The sequence below is a fragment of the Acidisoma sp. S159 genome, assembly GCF_009766125.1.
In the GTDB taxonomy this organism is placed as follows: domain Bacteria; phylum Pseudomonadota; class Alphaproteobacteria; order Acetobacterales; family Acetobacteraceae; genus Acidisoma.
Genome location: NZ_LMUG01000011.1, coordinates 58,612 through 74,410, shown reverse-complemented (window position 1 = coordinate 74,410; position 15,799 = coordinate 58,612). Strand labels below are relative to the sequence as shown.

Here is a 15,799-nt window from a genome sequence, read left to right as displayed (position 1 = left end):
AACGCGAAGTGCTGCCGGACGTCGAGCATCGAGAGAGCCGCTACCTTAACAACCGGGCAGAGAACTCGCACCGGCCGAACCGGCAGCGAGAGCGGCAAATGCAGCGATTCAAGTCGATGCGCCAGGCCCAGCGCTTCCTATCCGCTCATGCTTTCATCTCTGGGCACTTCCGCCCGCGGCGCCATCGCATGACTGCCAGCCGGTATCGTGCCATGCGTGAGAGAGCCTTGAAGAGTTGGACACAGGTGACGTGCGCCCGAACCGCCGGATGACCGCTCCCGCTGCCCAACGGCTCAGATGTTGCTCAACCCCCACCAGTTAACGTGACAAGCCCGCAGCGAGGCAAGGCCGAAGCCAACGAAGGCGACGCGGTCCATGTCAGATCGTGAAAACTCGAAACGACGCTTGCCAGGCAAGACAGTCGCTTTTGCGCCCTGACCGTGATGGTGGACCTTCACGATCGTCGCATCGATCATTGCGTATTCCATATCTGGCTCATCCGAACACGCCTTGAAAAGCCGAACGAAAACATCGGCCTTGCGCCAGTCGCTGTAGCGCCGGAAGGCCGTGCTCCAGTTGCCGCACATCGCCGGCAGATCACGCCACGGACTGCCAGTTCGGGCGATCCACAACACCGCTTCGAACCGCCGATTGTCCCTCCCGCTACGTCCGGGGTCTGTCGGCTTGCCGAGACAATGGGGCTCCATCTTCGCCCACTGGGCGTCGTCAGCACATAACGATTCATCCAAAGCGTGAATCAAATTCGCCACGCTTTGTGAATCTCCACACCGCCTAGCCCGCCTTCTCATGGCCAGCCGATCTCGGATGAACGCCGAAGAGCGGATCTTCACCGCGCTTGTGTTGGCCCCGGGGCCTCGGGTCACAATGGATCTATTGTATGGCGGTAGTATTGAGGCTGCATCCTTTGAAGCGTGCAAGTAAATTGAGCTCGTCAGTTTTCATTGGCCTCATGATGCTCGGGTTTTGAGTAGGGTCATTCGTGATAGCCGCGAACTTACCAATCAGAAGCTGCGTATCCGCGCAGTCCGCCACCACAATCGTCGCTGGAATCCAGTCATGAAGTATCGTTGCTCGCTCGTTCCCTACTCCGATTTCGTTTCTCCCATCGAGCGAGTGATAGGAATCGCTAAAAGACTTTATGGCGAACGCCTTGTCTTTCGGATATGGGCTAAATATCAACACTCTGCCCGCCAATCTTAGTGTTTCATATCGCTCCGGATCGTCTTTCACGTTGAGAGCGCGCACCACATAACTGCGCGCGCTAGGCCAATCGCCCGCCACACTAATGTCTTGCGCAAGCTCCATAAGCTGCGGTGCGGTGGGCAAGTTTCCTAGGCCGTGTGGACGGATTTAACCAGCATCAGTGCGCACGCGAAACTGATGATGGCTGAGTAGCTGATGTCGGTCTTCTCGCAGCGCATGGCGACGCGTTTGAACCTCTTGAGCTTGCCAATTGTCTGTTCGATGCGCGCCCGGAGCCTATAGAGGCGCTTCGGAAAAAAGCGTCCTCTCTGCTTGGAGTTTTCGCGGCGCGGGATAACCGGTGTGATGCCGCGCGCAAGTGCCGCCGCCCGGTTGGTCTGGCTGTCATATCCCTTATCCGTCATCGCGATACGCGGGCGGATGTCGGGACCGATGTCGAGCGAGGTCTCGAACTCTGTGCTGTCGCCGGCGTGGCCGCCGGTCAGATGGAAGTCGAGCGGGTTGCCGTCGAGATCGGTCTTGAGGTGGATTTTGGTCGAGAAGCCGCCACGCGAGCGGCCGAACGCCTGGCGCTGCTGCCCCCTTTTGCGCCGGCGGCCGAGACATGGGCGCGTGCTGTTGTGCTGTCGAAGAACTGGATCAGGTGAGCCGTCTGGCTGCATTCTGCCAGCATCTGGAAGAATGCCTCGAATACACCCGACCGGCTGAGGCGCCAGAACCGCTTCCATACGCTGTTCCAGTTGCCATATTCGCTGGGCAATGCTCGCCACGTTATGCTGTGTACTGTGAAGTAGTGGATGGCTTCCAGGAATTTACGGTCATCATGCCCTGGCTCTCCCCGGCTCGATTGCGCCGCATCAAACACTTCCAGCACGATCGACCAATCGCGCTCCGTCATTCCCGTCAGCATGTCCGGCTCCCCGATACCGGTCACGCAGTGATTCGAACAAAACCCGATTCGGGAATCCGTCAGAAACGCATGTCAGGGATTCCGTCCACACGGCCTAGTGATGACGGGTTTGCGGTGGTTGAAGCGGAGGACGGTGATCAGGCGGTCAAACAAATCTCTACCTCAACACCTTTTAGTATGCTCATCACCGACATTCAGATGCCTGGGAATGCCGACGGCAACGTCGTCGCTCAACAAGGACCATGATATAACATTGCCGTGATTCTCTTGAACAAGTTATCGGGGTTGAAGACACGCTTCTCAAGCCGGCCCGGCTTCCCATCTCGTCCAAGGTCCGCCAGCTATCACTGCCCTGTGAACCCCGATGAAGCATCTTCTTCTTTCAGATTTACAGATTGTAAGTTAATCATCCGAACGTAGTGACGATGTGGCCACGCCGGTCTTTTGACTAGTTGCGTGTTACTCTGAGGATTTTCTAACATGAGAATACTAGTAACCGGAGGCGCCGGGTTCATCGGCCGCCACCTCAACCGCGCGCTATTGGCCGAGGGTTATGAGGTTCGTATTCTCGATTGCTTTATCGAGCAGGTTCACGGTGGCGCGGCAGTTCCTGATCCAGTGCTCAATTCGGTTGAAGTCATAAACGGTGACATCCGTGACGAAGAGGTCGTATCGCGCGCTGTACGCGGCGTAGATAAAGTTGTTCATCTCGCCGCCGAGGTCGGGGTGGGCCAAAGCATGTACGAGATCGACCGCTACGTGAGCGTGAACGATCTCGGCACCGCAATCCTTCTTAAGGCTCTTCTAGCGCACCCCGTGCAACGGATCGTGGTCGCCTCGTCAATGAGCATCTATGGCGAAGGCCTTTATCGTGACAGCCATGGGCGACTAGTTGAGGAAATCACACGACGGCCAACGGACGGGTGGAGCCCGCGCGATACAGTCGGCGTGCCATTGACCCCTTTGCCGACCCCTGAATGGAAGCGACCTTCCCTCTCTTCCGTCTATGCGATCACAAAGTATACGCAGGAACGCCTCTGTCTAAACGTCGCACCTGCCTACGGTATGGAGGCCGTGGCGTTGAGGATGTTCAACGTCTTCGGCGCGGGCCAGGCGTTATCCAATCCCTATACGGGGGTATTGGCGATCTTTGCGGCACGCATACTTAATGGCGAGGCACCGATGATCTTTGAGGATGGGCAGCAACAGCGGGATTTCGTGCACGTCGATGACATTGCGCGTGCCTTCGTGCTGGCGCTGGAGGTTCCCGGTGCGGCGGGAGGGGTATTCAATGTCGGCAGCGGTGTTCGCAGTTCCGTCGAGCAAGTGGCTCGGCTCTTGGCCGACTCAATGGGAAGGCCCGACATCCAACCCGAGATCATCGGCAAAGCGCGGCTAGGCGACATCCGCCATTGCTTCGCCGATCTCAGCCATAGCCGGGAGATACTCGGCTTCGAACCACGCCGCACTTTGGCCGATGGTGTGCCGGAACTTGCAGAATGGCTGGCAGGTCAGACCGCCACAGACCGCGTTATAGTCGCGAAGAATGAACTGGTCGCACGGGGTTTGGTCGTTTGATGACCCGATCGCCGCCCGCCTCACCACGATCGCTCGGCTTTGTCGAGTGGTTCCGGCTGGGTGACTACGGGCATGCAGCGGCGGCGGCAGATGCCTTGGAGGAAATTGGTGCGCGGCGTCTTCGTACGCATATCTCTTGGGCGGATTTTCGTACGGTCAACGGCGCTGCTTGGTATGATTGGTTATTGCCGATGCTGGGCAGTCGTTTCGATCTTTTGCCGTGCATCCATTACTCCCCGCCTGACTTGACGGCGGATGGCCGGACGTCCAGTCCACCGCTCGATCTCAAGGCCCTGGCTGATTTTGTCGACGTCATCATTACCCGCTATGGGAAGACCTTCTCTACCCTCGAACTCTGGAACGAGCCTAACAATCTCCTCGACTGGAACTGGAGGTTAGATCCGGATTGGCGTCAGTTCTGCACAATGCTCGGCGCTGCAGCTTATTGGGCACAACAGCGGGGCAAGCGTGTTGTGTTGCCGGCTAGCTCACCCACAGACCTTAATTGGTTGAAGCTCATGGGCGAGCGCGGGCTGCTCCAGGTGGTTAATGCCGTCGGCATCCACGGCTTCCCGGGTACTTGGGAGTCCGAATATGCCGGTCTTTGGCCCGGCTGGGCGAATCTGATTGCACAGGTGCGCGAGGTCGTGACCCCGTTTAACGCTGAGCTCGAGATCTGGGTGACGGAAACCGGGTACTCGACGTGGCGGTACGATTCTTCCTGTCAGCTGCGCGCGTTTTTGCGGGCCTTCGATGCGCCTGTCGATCAGATCTATTGGTACGGCCTCCGCGACATCCCGGAGGCTGTTGCAGTTCAGGAAGGCTCGCATTTCGACGAACGTCACTATCATTTCGGCGTAGACCGCAGCAACGGTCAGCCAAAGTTGCTTGGGCGGCTGTTGCGCGAGGGGGGTGTGGAGGCGGTTCGGCTGATCGCGAGTGAAGCGGCGCTTCCCGCGCCAGCTTATGTCCACACTAAGCCGCTGCTTATCACAGGGGGCGCCGGGTTCATTGGCGCCAACCTGGCGAGCCGGCTGGCGGCGGAAGGCGAGCAGGTTTTGTTGCTCGATTCCTTAGCTCGGATGGGCGTCGAACAAAATGTGGAATGGCTTCGGCGTCTCTATCCGAAGCAGATTTCCTTTGCGCTGGCTGACATCCGCGACCGTTCTGCGGTGACCGAGTCTGTAGGCGACGCTGCTGGCGTTTTCCACCTCGCCGCTCAGGTTGCGGTGACGACGAGCCTCGACGACCCCGAAGACGATCATTCGATCAATGTTACGGGCACCTTCTACATTCTCGAGGCTCTACGGCGCCGTGGCGGCGGCGTTCCCATTATATTTGCCAGTACTAACAAAGTTTACGGCAACCTGGAACAGGTCGCGCTGACGTTGGAGGATGGCGCATGGATGCCACGCCACGCCGGGTTGCGCGAGCACGGTCTCAGTGAGGCGTTTCCACTGTCTTTCGCCACTCCTTATGGCTGTTCTAAAGGTGCAGCGGATCAGTATGTATTGGACTACGCCCATAGCTTCGGCGTGCCGGCGTGCATATTCCGAATGAGCTGCATCTACGGGCCCCGTCAGTTGGGAACAGAGGACCAAGGCTGGGTCGCTCATTTCATGCTGCTGGCCGTCCAAGGGAAGCCCATTACCTTGTTCGGTGACGGACACCAGGTCCGGGACATCCTCTTCGCGCCGGATGCGGTCGCCGCCTATGTTAGTGCCTGGAAACGGATCGGCAGCGTAAGCGGCCGAGCATTCAATCTCGGCGGAGGCACATCCAACGCTGTGAGCCTTCTTCAGCTCATTGAGCATTTGGAAGTTCTGCTGGGTCGTCGCATCGGCATCCGTTTCGACGACTGGCGGCAACACGACCAGCGCTACTTCGTCGCGGATGCACGGGTCGCGCGACAGGTCCTGAGGCTTTCGGACCCCACGCCATGGCGCCAGGGTACAGCGCAATTGCTGCATGAGATCGCCAACCGTTACGGCGTCTCCCTGCCGTCCAGCTCGCATCATGACGGGATGCTTACGATCGAGTCGATCGCGGGATGATCGCCGTCTTCGCGGCGACGACGAAACAGTCTCATGCGGTCACGCCGTAGTGCAGATCGTATATTTCACACATTCACTGCAATCCTGCTGGAATCATGGCAATGCCCATTTCCTGCGTGGTGTCACGCGAGCGCTCGTCACCTTGGGCCATGACGTCACGGTCTTCGAGCCCGCGGAAAGTTGGAGTCGAGCCAATTTGATGCAGGAAAACGACGTAGCGGCGGCCAGTTCCTTCGCCACAAGCTTCCCCGATCTTGCCGCTCGAAGCCACTTTCTAGATAACGATCTCGGGGCGATGCTCGAGGGTGCGGACGTAGTGATTGTCCACGAGTGGAATGAGCTGGATCTCGTGGCAGCAATAGGCGCTTGGCGAAGAGGGGTCGGGCAGTTCTGTCTGCTCTTTCACGACACCCATCATCGCATGGTCAGCGAACCTGATGCGATGGCCCATTTCGACCTGTCAGGTTACGACGGCGTCCTGGCCTTCGGCGAAACACTCAGTGCCGCTTATAGGGTTCAGGGCTGGGGCGACCGGGTTTTTACCTGGCACGAGGGGGCAGATACGACCCTATTCCATCCACCAAACACTGAGACCACACGCAAAGGCGCGGTATGGATTGGAAATTGGGGGGACGGCGAACGAAGTCAGGAGTTGCAAAATTACGCGCTCGACCCCGTCAGCCGCCTTGGACTGCCACTCGACGTTTACGGCGTTCGCTATCCGGCTGCCGCGATCGAGGCGCTAGACGCATGTGGCGCGCGGTACCATGGCTGGATCGCAAACGCCGACGCGCCGGCCGTCTTTGCGCGACATGTGCTTACACTGCATGTGCCCCGTCGGTTCTACGTTACGCATCTCCCCGGAATCCCGACCATTCGAGTGTTCGAAGCTTTGGCCTGCGGCATTCCGCTGGTTTCGGCTCCCTGGCGCGATGTAGAGACCCTGTTTTCACCTGGTGCGGATTTTCTCCTCGCTGACACTCCGAGCCAGATGGAAGCCCACTTGAGGGCTGTTATGCACGACGCCGCTCTGCGGGACAGTCTAGCGGCGCATGGTCTTGAGACGATTCGAACCCGCCATAGCTGCAACCTCCGAGCGCAGCAGTTGCTGACGATCATCGCTCAACTGCGGGACGCTGACCCGGAGGAGGCCGTTTGATGCGAATTGCCTTCTATGGATCAAGCCTGCTGTCCTCCTATTGGAACGGTGCAGCAACCTATTATCGCGGCTTGCTGTCGGCACTTGCAGCGTTGGGCTACCACATCACGTTCTTCGAGTCCGACGCCTTCGATCGGCAGTCTCATCGAGATATTGAAATGCCCGATTGGGCGAGGGTGCAGGTCTATCCGGCCAGCGAATCCGGGGTCCACGACGTAGTGGAACAAGCATCCTTGGCCGACGTGGTCGTCAAAGCTAGCGGCGTGGGCGTTTACGACGATGAACTACTCGAAGGCGTCATGGCGGCCGCTCGCCCCTCGGCAATCCGTATTTTCTGGGATGTCGATGCTCCGGCGACTCTCAGTGAGATTACGCCTCAGCCAAACCATCCTCTGCGGCGCGTTCTGGGGCAGCTCGACTTAGTGCTGACCTATGGTGGCGGAAAGCCGGTTGTGGCCGCGTATCGCGCGCTGGGCGCCGCAAGATGCGTGCCAATCTACAACGCGCTCGATCCAGCCACACATTACCCTGTGCCACGCCAAGTCGGACTCGCCGCAGACTTGGTCTTCCTCGGGAATCGTCTCCCGGACCGAGAGACGCGCGTCGACCAGTTTTTTCTCGGTCCTGCTGCAACCCTGCCGAAACGTTCGTTCCTGCTGGCGGGTTCGGGCTGGCACGATAAGCCTATACCCACCAACGTGCGGTTGCTCGGACATGTCGGCACATCCCAGCACAACGCTCTCAATTCCTCGGCTCTGGCCGTGCTCAACATCGCGCGAGACAGCATGGCTGCGGTCGGCTTCTCGCCCGCCACGCGGGTTTTTGAAGCCGCTGGCGCTGGCGCATGCATTATCACCGACGCTTGGGAGGGTATCGAGATGTTCCTGAAGCAGGACGAGGAGATCTTGGTGGCGCGAGATGCACAGGATGTTGCACAGCACATCGGCGCGCTCGCCCCCAGTCGAGCCGCCGAGATAGGCCTCCGCGCCCAGTCCCGTATCCTAGCCGAGCACACCTACGCTCGTCGAGCCGTGTTGGTGGATAAGCTATTGCGCGAGACGCTTTCCGCACGCCGCACCGCGGCTGTGGCGTAAAGGGCCGCCATGCGAATCGTCGTCATTGGTCTTAGCCTTAGCTCCTCCTGGGGCAACGGACACGCTACTACCTTTCGTGCGCTGTTAGCTGCGCTTGGTCAGCGGCACGACATTCTTTTTCTTGAGCGCGATCAGCCTTGGTATGCCGCAAACCGCGATTTACCCTCGCCTGACTTCTGCCGGTTGGTGCTCTATCGCGACCTCGATGACCTAACTCGGTTGAGAGAAGAGATCGCCGCTGCGGATGTCGTGGTCCTCGGCTCCTATGTCGCGGAAGGTGCGGCGATGGCACGCCTGATATCGGCATGGAGCGGGGGCATCGTCTGTTTCTACGACATCGACACGCCGGTCACTATTCGTAAGCTTATCGAGGGCGACCACCAGTATCTGTCGCCCTCTGTCGTTCCGTTTTTCGACATCTATTTCTCCTTCACAGGAGGTCCGACTCTGCGTCGTCTCGAAAGCGAGCTTGGCGCTCGACGCGCGGTAGCGCTCTACTGTAGTGTGGACGAGGCACGCTATCATCCATCGGAGACAGGTTTCCGCTGGGACCTCGGCTATCTTGGCACCTATAGCCCCGACCGCCAGCCGACTCTCGACAGGCTTCTGCTCGAGCCGGCGCGCCAGGCACCTGAGCGTAGGTTTGTGGTGGCTGGTTCGCAATATCCCGCCAACATTCGTTGGCCCGCCAACGTGGAACGGATTACGCACTTACCGCCCGCCGAGCACCCTGCCTTCTACTGCGCGCAGCGCTGGACATTGAACGTAACGCGCCAGGATATGATCCTAGCCGGTTACAGCCCGAGCGTTCGTCTCTTTGAGGCGACCGCTTGCGGCGTGCCGGTAATCACCGATCTGTGGCCCGGGCTGGAGACGATCTTCGCGATCGGCAACGATATTTTGCCGGCAGACGATGCGGACACGGTGCTTAGTGCCATTGCCATGCCCGATCCCGCACGGCTCGCTATTGCCCAGGCTGGCCGTGTCCGCTGCCTTGAGGCGCATACGGCAGCACATCGGGCGGCCGAGTTCGAGGCGGCTATCGCGAGCACTCTCAGATCAAAAGCGACCACATCAACTTCGCGACCGATGGAAGTCCCCGCATGACGGACCGTTCCTTCCGCACGGCACTTGTCGCCGGCGGCGCTGGATTCGTGGGCTCGCATCTTTGCGAGCGGCTTGTCGCGGACGGCCTTCGTGTCGTCTGCATGGATAGCCTCTTGACCAGCACCCTGGACAATCTGGGTGAGCTACTGCGCGAACCCCGCTTCAGCTTTATTGAACACGACATCATCCAGCCTCTGCCGGCCGGGCTGAGAGCTGATCTCGTCTTCAACATGGCCTGCGCGGCGTCGCCGCCGCTGTACCAACTCGATCCGATCCACACGATGATGACCAGCGTGGTGGGGACGAACAATCTCCTGGTCTTCGCGGCAGAAACAGGGGCGCGCCTGCTGCAGGCGTCAACCAGTGAGGTCTATGGCAATCCAACTCTGCATCCTCAGCCGGAGCACTATTTTGGCAACGTAAATCCGATCGGTCCCCGCGCGTGTTACGATGAAGGTAAGCGCGCCGCGGAGACCTTGTGTTTCGACTACCTCCGGCATGGGCTAGCCGATGTGCGCGTCAGCCGCATCTTCAACACCTATGGGCCTCGGCTACGCGCCTGCGACGGTCGTGTGATCTCTAATATGGTATCTCAGGCACTCGCGGATGAACCGATCACGATCTATGGCGACGGGCGCCAGACGCGCTCCTTCTGCTATGTGGATGATCTCGTCGAAGGTCTACTGAGATTGGCCTCTTACGAGGAGGCGCTGGAGCACCCGGTCAACGTTGGCAATCCGCAGGAGATATCGATCGCCGAGGTGGCAGAACTCGTGCAACGTTTGGTTGGAACGGATGCGCCTATTATTTTCTGCCCGCTACCCGTTGACGATCCTTGTCGTCGCCGTCCGGATATCACTGTTGCTACAAAGCTGCTGGCATGGCAGCCAAAGGTCGACCTGCCGGATGGCCTGATGCGCACGATCTCTTGGTTCCGCAAAAACCGCGAGCGAACCGCGCCGCCTATCGTGCGTGGGCCTTCGTTTTCCGGCGCCAACCAGCCGATAAAGATTGAGCGCTAAGCCCATGGACCTCAGCATGCAAAGGGCGAAGCAAGGTAAGGTCGCGTCAATGCGGGCCGCCATTATCACGGGCGCGGGACGCATCCGGATCGACACGGTTTCCCGGCCCATGCCCGGTCCGACACAAGTGCGATTGCGACTGCAGGGTTGCGGGGTGTGTGCATCGAATGTAATTCCTTGGTCAGGACCTGATTGGATGCAGTTTCCGACTGCCCCCGGTGCTCTCGGCCATGAAGGCTGGGGCATCGTGGATATCTTGGGCTCCGACGTCACTGACTTCTCGGTGGGCGATCGCGTTGCGGCACTCTCGTACAACAGTTTCGCCGAATATGACCTGGCGGAGAGCGCATCCATAGTTCCGCTGCCCGAGGGATTGGCAGGACGACCATTTCCGGGCGAGCCACTTGGATGTGCGATGAATATCATTGATCGTTGCGATATTCAGGCAGACCAATTCGTCGCCATCATCGGGATCGGCTTTCTGGGGGCCATTCTTACTCGGCTAGCCAAGGATGCCGGAGCGCGGGTTATCGCCATTTCCCGCCGCCCCTACTCACTTTCCGTTGCAAGAACAATGGGCGCCGTCGAGACCCTTCTCATGCAAGACCATCACACCATCATCGGGGACGTGAAAGCACTTACGAGCGGTCGGTTCTGCGAGCGCGTGATAGAATGTGCCGGCAGCCAATGGCCATTAGACCTTGCGGGTGAACTCACGGGTGAGCGTGGTCGGCTAATTATTGCCGGTTATCATCAGGACGGACCTCGTCAGGTCAATATGCAACTGTGGAACTGGCGCGGCTTCGACGTCATCAATGCTCACGAGCGCGACCCCGCCATCTACATATCCGGCATCAAGAAGGCGATAAAATCTGTCGAGGCGGGGCAACTCGCCCTGTCGGCGCTCTGCACCCATGTCTTTCCATTCGACAGGTTGAGCGAGGCGCTTGATATGGCCCGAGACCGGCCAGACGGCTTTCTCAAGGCCGTAGTGAGCTTTGTATGACAAGACCACGGATTGGCTTCTTGGGTCTGGGTTGGATCGGCCGTCATCGCATGAAAGCGATCCTTGAGAGCGGTACGGTAGAGGCAGCAGCCATTGCCGATCCATCGCTTGAGATGATGGTGGAAGGGGCGAAGCTTGCACCGGAAGCTGTGCCATTTGGCTCTCTAGAGGCGTTGCTGACCGCGGGGCTAGACGGGGTGGTCATCGCAACGCCCAGCGCGATGCATGCTGCGCAGTCAATTCAAGCTCTGCAGTGTGGCGTCGCGGTATTCTGTCAAAAGCCGTTAGGCCGCACAGAGACCGAAGTGCGCACCGTAGTGCAAGCCGCCTGTGTCGCCGATCGGCTGCTGGCCGTTGATCTATCCTATCGCTTTACGGAGGGGATGCGACACGTCAAGGAGACCCTTCAGGCCGGCAATCTTGGCCAGGTTTTCGCGATTGATCTGGCTTTTCACAACGCTTACGGGCCGGATAAGCCGTGGTTCTACGACCCGGCCTCGTCGGGCGGCGGCTGCGTGATGGACCTGGGTGTTCATCTGGTGGACTTAGTACTTTGGGCTTTAGACTTCCCCAGTGTGATCGAGGTTAGGAGCACGCTCTTTAGCCAAGGAAAGCCACTGATCAACAGCACGTCGCAGGTAGAAGATTATGCGACCGCGGTAATCACGCTCGAGAGCGGCGCTGTGGTGCGACTGGCTTGCTCGTGGAACCTGCAGGTCGGATGCGAGGCCATCATTTCCGCCACCTTCTTCGGTACCGAAGGCGGAGTCGCGCTGCGAAATTTGAACGGGTCATTCTATGATTTTGTCGCCCAGCGTTATCGCGGTACGAAGCGCGAAACTCTGACGGAACCACCAGATGCCTGGGGCGGCCGCGCCGCGGTAGATTGGGCGAGACGCCTGGCGGCACGAGAAGGTTACGATGCCGGGGTTGAGAAGATAGTAGATGTAGCCCGCGTTTTAGATCAGATCTATGGGCGCTAAAAGGCGACGAAGTTTGCCGGCCGAGGGAAGCTGGCCCCATCCGACGGGGACACGCGACCCGGCCTGCTGGAACACGAGGGCGTGACACTGAAATTCCCAAATCATATTCTACTCACCACCGATGCGGTCGGAGGGGTGTGGTCCTATTCGCTTGAGTTAGCTCGCGCCCTGGAGAGATGGGGAGTCCGGGTGGAACTCGCGGTACTCGGACCGGCCCCGAATGAGGACCAGCGCGCCTCGGCAAACCAACTTCACGGCGTGACATTACATGTCACAGGGTGTGCCCTGGACTGGACAGCCGATTCGCCAAAAGCCCTCGCGCAGTCCTCGGCCCAACTCGCCGAGCTGGCGGCTTCATGTGTCGTCGATCTTGTACAACTCCACACGCCAGCGCTGGCATCACAGTCGCTTTTCAGCGTACCGCTCGTCGCCGTCATGCATTCCTGCGTCGGCACTTGGTGGGAGGCCGTGCGCGGAGGCGCTCTTCCCCCTGAGCTTGCTTGGCGCGCGAACGCCGTGGCGGCTGGTTTGCGAGCGGCCGACGCCGTGGTGGCGCCTAGCCAGGCCTTCGCAGATTTGGTGCGGCAGGTGTACGGGCCGATGACGCAGATGCGCGTGGTTCACAATGGTCGCACCGGTCCGGAGGCGCATTCTAGCGGGCGCCCCTCGTCATCGCGCAACGGGGTGCTCGCGATCGGACGATTATGGGACGAGGGCAAGAACATCAGCTTCTTGGATCGCGTTGCCGGAAGGCTACGGCATGTTCCCTTCCTCGCGGCTGGGGCGCTTTGCGCACCTGGCGGCGGTAGCGCTGTCCTGAATACCATCAAGCACCTTGGCATCCTCAATGATGCCGGAATAGCCAAGGCCATGGATGCCGCTCGCATCTTCGCCTCTTCGGCCCTTTACGAACCTTTTGGCCTCACAGCGCTGGAGGCCGCCCAGGCGAAGTTGCCTCTGATACTCTCCGATATTCCGACCTTCCGGGAGCTTTGGGGCGATGCAGCCGTCTTCCTGCCTCCGCGAGACGAAGACGCTTGGGCCACAACGCTAACTGAACTTCACGCCAGGCCCGAGGAATGCCGGAGACTAGGAGAGAAGGCACACGCAAAGGCATCCCACTACACGACCGACGGATGCGCGCGAGCCATGCGGGATCTCCACGCCGTCCTCTTAAGCGGCGGGACGTTAACCGCTCCTGCGGGATCTAGCAGCCAAAGGCGGCCGCCTTCGGCAGGACGGCAAGTATTACGAGATAATCGAAGTGGCTCCCGGGCGGCGGCGCACCCAAGTGACCGGCCACGAGATTAGCCGCTAATACACCGGCGCTGCTCGTTGGTCATGACCCTTCCGAGACGCCCAGTCGCGGTTGCCTTTGCCGGAAACTGGCCTAACGCTCTTGATGAAGCAGGAATATGCTAGAATTGCCCGTCATCGGTGCGAGATGTCGGGACATCAGGTAAGCCCAGCACACGCCACTAAGACCCTGAGCGTCAAAAGATGCCATTGGAGTCAAAGCCCCCTATTACTTGATACTGTATGACCGGCTCGGCTCGAAGCCCTTGAGACATGGGAAACTTTTTATGGCAGATAGAGACGAAGACGCTGCGAACATCAATGGACGCGCTCCAGGCGGCGTTGGTTTGCTCATCATCGACATGATCAACAGTATGGCCTTTGAGGGCGCCGAACAAATGCGGCCAAGCGCCGAAGCGAGTGCTGATATAGTCCTAAGACTTCGACGGGAGGCTGACCGGCTCGAAACAACTGTGATTTGAGACCGCAGTTCGGATTTTGCTAAGCCGCGAGCCGTGAATAGTCTACGTTTCCCCAGAGCAAGGGCTATGAAGGCGAGTTCTCGCCCTTAGCAACGAGCGGAACAATTGGTGGCCTGGGAGGAATTCAGCAGAAGCCCGCTGAGCCGACGGGTCCTCCAACCACGCAACGATCCCCAGCAACGCGGCGCTTCTGCCTCCTGACCAGTGCGGAACAATTTTACCCGTTCGCGTGAAACCCACTATCAGTGCCAAGGCGCTGCTTTCAGAAGCAGGCAACGACAACCCCTGTGGGAGCTCGCGATTTCGTGAGCCGCAGGTTAACCCCTTCTCTGGATATTGACGGGAGGATCATCGGGGTGGGTCGGCGCTTCGCCACAGCGACCGCCCAGTGACCTAACAACACATTGCCGTCGAGCCGAAAAGCCGAAATGGAGAAGTATGACAAGAGCATCCTCCTCTGGATCGTATTCGCTGCCTCGTACTTGTTATTCGCCGGTCAGGCGAGGGAGACGGAACTCGTCGCTCTCGTCCCCACTGCTACGGCGGTGAGGGCTTTCGCCCTGCTATGCCGAGGAGCGCAGAACCGCCGGCTGGATCGCTGGATCTCCTATGCGGCCGGGTAAAGTTGGCCGATGGCCGCGGCCTTTGCCCGTCCTGGAAGCCCGGTAGGCCGTCAGGTTGATGGCTTGGATGTGTCCATCTGCCCACTCTACAGCTGTTGCCACAGAGCACGCCCTCCATCTCGCCTCACCCTTAAGGTGATCTAACTTCTGTGAGAAGCGGCGGTAGATGCGGAAGGCGAAGCGGCATTTGAAATATCACCGAGGCGAATACGGAAAGCACCAGCGGCCGTAACGGCCAACATGGCTGCGAGCGGAGGTTGGAGTAGAAGCTCGGTCTTTTACAGCTAATCCTCAGACCTCTCTCTTCATTTTATGATCCCCTTTCCAGCTTCGCTGAGGCCGCCCGTCATGAACTTACTCTGACTGCGGTGGAACCCGATTGGCGATTTTCTCAACGAGACCGCGATCTTCCTCGGAAGCCTCCTCGGGGACCGTAATGATGAGGCGGAGATCCGGGCGTTCCCTGCGAAGGATCATGGCGGCGCCGAGCAAGCTTTTTAGATCATGGAAGCGTCGCTCTGCATCAAGTGTGCAATCCGGCTTCACTAGCTTGAGCCGCCACCCTAGGGGGGAGAAGCTATTCATCTCAGAATGACGTCTGCATTACAGTGTTCCATTGTGATTGGGTTTCTGAGTCGGGCTCCCACCAACTGCGACCAACGGGATTGAAAGGTCTCTGCCCCTAGGAGTGGATAAACCCCTATGGACGCAGCAAGACTACACGAAGTCTCAAAACGCCGAAATTCGACTTTAGGATACAGAACGCTACGAAATGTAACTGGGCCTCGCAGTCAGTTCTGGCATGGATTGCGCGCCACCGCTTGCGTCATCAGTAACGAAACGGCTGATCGGGGAGACTACCTGCGCTGGCCAGGACGATAGGCTCGATGCCCGTCTCATCGCCAGGGCCGATGCGGCGCATGGGATTAATGGGCAGTGAACTTGAACAGCGCTGTTGAGATCGATGCGGGCGCCCGTTGCTTGAACCAGTAGGTGTCCTGGATATGGGACGCCGTCACGTACAATGTCCCGTCGGGCCCCTCCGACATCGTGTCGGGCCACCGTAAGCGCTTATCAGTGACGACGATCTCAGCCCGTTCGTTGACCCAACGTTTGACGGAATTGTCCTCCGGAGACGTGATGTAGAGGATCCCCGCCTTGCTCATCCAGAGGCCATCCGCAACATTGGTTGTGCCCACCGTCTTGACGGCGGCCTTGATGTCAGCCGCCGAGGTCGATCGGGTCAGCTTCGCGGTGGCGA

The 15,799-nt window shown here is 59.2% G+C and carries 15 protein-coding genes and 2 pseudogenes; 12 read left to right on the top strand and 5 right to left on the bottom strand.

Going from position 1 to position 15,799, the window contains the following annotated elements; all coding sequences use genetic code 11:
• Nucleotides 1-8 precede the first annotated feature (8 nt).
• Nucleotides 9-272, top strand: a complete 264-nt coding sequence (locus tag GSQ92_RS06410) for a DDE-type integrase/transposase/recombinase (protein ID WP_371418539.1) — start codon at nucleotides 9-11, stop codon at nucleotides 270-272.
• Nucleotides 273-293: 21 nt separating this feature from the next.
• Here GSQ92_RS06410 and GSQ92_RS30790 read toward each other — a convergent pair whose 3' ends face one another.
• From GSQ92_RS30790 to GSQ92_RS30785, 4 genes and pseudogenes are all read right to left on the bottom strand, one after another.
• Entirely contained in the window at nucleotides 294-851 is a 558-nt protein-coding gene (locus GSQ92_RS30790) for a transposase (protein WP_216856754.1), read from the bottom strand.
• A 40-nt stretch (nucleotides 852-891) separates the two neighbouring features.
• On the bottom strand, nucleotides 892-1,347 hold the full coding sequence (locus GSQ92_RS06400; RefSeq protein WP_159013168.1) for a hypothetical protein: 456 nt from the start codon (nucleotides 1,345-1,347) through the stop codon (nucleotides 892-894).
• Between the two features lie 5 nt (nucleotides 1,348-1,352).
• Nucleotides 1,353-1,766: pseudogene (locus GSQ92_RS06395) on the bottom strand (IS5 family transposase); the annotation flags it as partial.
• Nucleotides 1,706-2,122 carry a transposase gene (locus tag GSQ92_RS30785; protein WP_254066581.1) on the bottom strand — a complete coding sequence of 139 codons (417 nt, stop codon included), beginning with the start codon at nucleotides 2,120-2,122 and terminating at the stop codon, nucleotides 1,706-1,708. The gene GSQ92_RS30785 and the pseudogene GSQ92_RS06395, both read right to left, overlap by 61 nt.
• Between GSQ92_RS30785 and GSQ92_RS29790 the strand changes: the two genes are divergently transcribed.
• From GSQ92_RS29790 to GSQ92_RS06340, 11 genes are all read left to right on the top strand, one after another.
• Nucleotides 2,018-2,380, top strand: coding sequence for a hypothetical protein (locus GSQ92_RS29790; protein WP_174247801.1), 363 nt, complete (start codon nucleotides 2,018-2,020; stop codon nucleotides 2,378-2,380). The genes GSQ92_RS30785 and GSQ92_RS29790 overlap by 105 nt on opposite strands.
• Before the next feature lie 234 nt (nucleotides 2,381-2,614).
• Nucleotides 2,615-3,712: an NAD-dependent epimerase/dehydratase family protein gene (locus GSQ92_RS06385; RefSeq protein WP_159013165.1), complete on the top strand. Its 1,098-nt coding sequence runs from the start codon at nucleotides 2,615-2,617 to the stop codon at nucleotides 3,710-3,712.
• A gap of 95 nt (nucleotides 3,713-3,807) precedes the next feature.
• Nucleotides 3,808-5,766, top strand: a complete 1,959-nt coding sequence (locus tag GSQ92_RS06380; protein WP_254066572.1) for an NAD-dependent epimerase/dehydratase family protein — start codon at nucleotides 3,808-3,810, stop codon at nucleotides 5,764-5,766.
• A 49-nt stretch (nucleotides 5,767-5,815) separates the two neighbouring features.
• On the top strand, nucleotides 5,816-6,925 hold the full coding sequence (locus GSQ92_RS06375; RefSeq protein WP_159013163.1) for a glycosyltransferase: 1,110 nt from the start codon (nucleotides 5,816-5,818) through the stop codon (nucleotides 6,923-6,925).
• A complete protein-coding gene (locus GSQ92_RS06370; RefSeq protein ID WP_159013162.1) occupies nucleotides 6,925-8,019 on the top strand; it encodes a glycosyltransferase in 1,095 nt (364 codons plus the stop codon). Before GSQ92_RS06375 ends, GSQ92_RS06370 begins: the two co-directional genes overlap by 1 nt.
• Before the next feature lie 9 nt (nucleotides 8,020-8,028).
• A complete protein-coding gene (locus tag GSQ92_RS06365; protein ID WP_159013161.1) occupies nucleotides 8,029-9,126 on the top strand; it encodes a glycosyltransferase in 1,098 nt (365 codons plus the stop codon).
• Entirely contained in the window at nucleotides 9,123-10,148 is a 1,026-nt protein-coding gene (locus tag GSQ92_RS06360) for a UDP-glucuronic acid decarboxylase family protein (protein WP_159013160.1), read from the top strand. Before GSQ92_RS06365 ends, GSQ92_RS06360 begins: the two co-directional genes overlap by 4 nt.
• 4 nt (nucleotides 10,149-10,152) lie before the next feature.
• Complete coding sequence (locus tag GSQ92_RS06355) at nucleotides 10,153-11,154, top strand: zinc-binding dehydrogenase (RefSeq protein ID WP_174247802.1); 1,002 nt, start codon at nucleotides 10,153-10,155, stop codon at nucleotides 11,152-11,154.
• On the top strand, nucleotides 11,151-12,137 hold the full coding sequence (locus GSQ92_RS06350) for a Gfo/Idh/MocA family protein (protein ID WP_159013159.1): 987 nt from the start codon (nucleotides 11,151-11,153) through the stop codon (nucleotides 12,135-12,137). Before GSQ92_RS06355 ends, GSQ92_RS06350 begins: the two co-directional genes overlap by 4 nt.
• A gap of 81 nt (nucleotides 12,138-12,218) precedes the next feature.
• Nucleotides 12,219-13,448, top strand: a complete 1,230-nt coding sequence (locus GSQ92_RS31495; RefSeq protein ID WP_159013158.1) for a glycosyltransferase family 4 protein — start codon at nucleotides 12,219-12,221, stop codon at nucleotides 13,446-13,448.
• A gap of 272 nt (nucleotides 13,449-13,720) precedes the next feature.
• The gene (locus tag GSQ92_RS06340; RefSeq protein WP_159013157.1) at nucleotides 13,721-13,915 is read left to right on the top strand and encodes a hypothetical protein; all 195 of its coding nucleotides are present in this window, start codon (nucleotides 13,721-13,723) and stop codon (nucleotides 13,913-13,915) included.
• A 1,549-nt stretch (nucleotides 13,916-15,464) separates the two neighbouring features.
• Here GSQ92_RS06340 and GSQ92_RS06335 read toward each other — a convergent pair.
• Nucleotides 15,465-15,799, bottom strand: a pseudogene (locus tag GSQ92_RS06335) (hypothetical protein); the annotation flags it as partial.

What these genes read in the sequence shown, in the direction of transcription:
- GSQ92_RS30785 (WP_254066581.1), bottom strand. Translation starts at nt 2,122, where the DNA reads ATGACGGAGCGCGATTGGTCGATCGTGCTGGAAGTGTTTGATGCGGCG.
- GSQ92_RS06385 (WP_159013165.1), top strand. Translation starts at nt 2,615, where the DNA reads ATGAGAATACTAGTAACCGGAGGCGCCGGGTTCATCGGCCGCCACCTC.
- GSQ92_RS06370 (WP_159013162.1), top strand. Translation starts at nt 6,925, where the DNA reads ATGCGAATTGCCTTCTATGGATCAAGCCTGCTGTCCTCCTATTGGAAC.
- GSQ92_RS06365 (WP_159013161.1), top strand. Translation starts at nt 8,029, where the DNA reads ATGCGAATCGTCGTCATTGGTCTTAGCCTTAGCTCCTCCTGGGGCAAC.
- GSQ92_RS06360 (WP_159013160.1), top strand. Translation starts at nt 9,123, where the DNA reads ATGACGGACCGTTCCTTCCGCACGGCACTTGTCGCCGGCGGCGCTGGA.
- GSQ92_RS06355 (WP_174247802.1), top strand. Translation starts at nt 10,153, where the DNA reads ATGGACCTCAGCATGCAAAGGGCGAAGCAAGGTAAGGTCGCGTCAATG.
- GSQ92_RS06350 (WP_159013159.1), top strand. Translation starts at nt 11,151, where the DNA reads ATGACAAGACCACGGATTGGCTTCTTGGGTCTGGGTTGGATCGGCCGT.
- GSQ92_RS06340 (WP_159013157.1), top strand. Translation starts at nt 13,721, where the DNA reads ATGGCAGATAGAGACGAAGACGCTGCGAACATCAATGGACGCGCTCCA.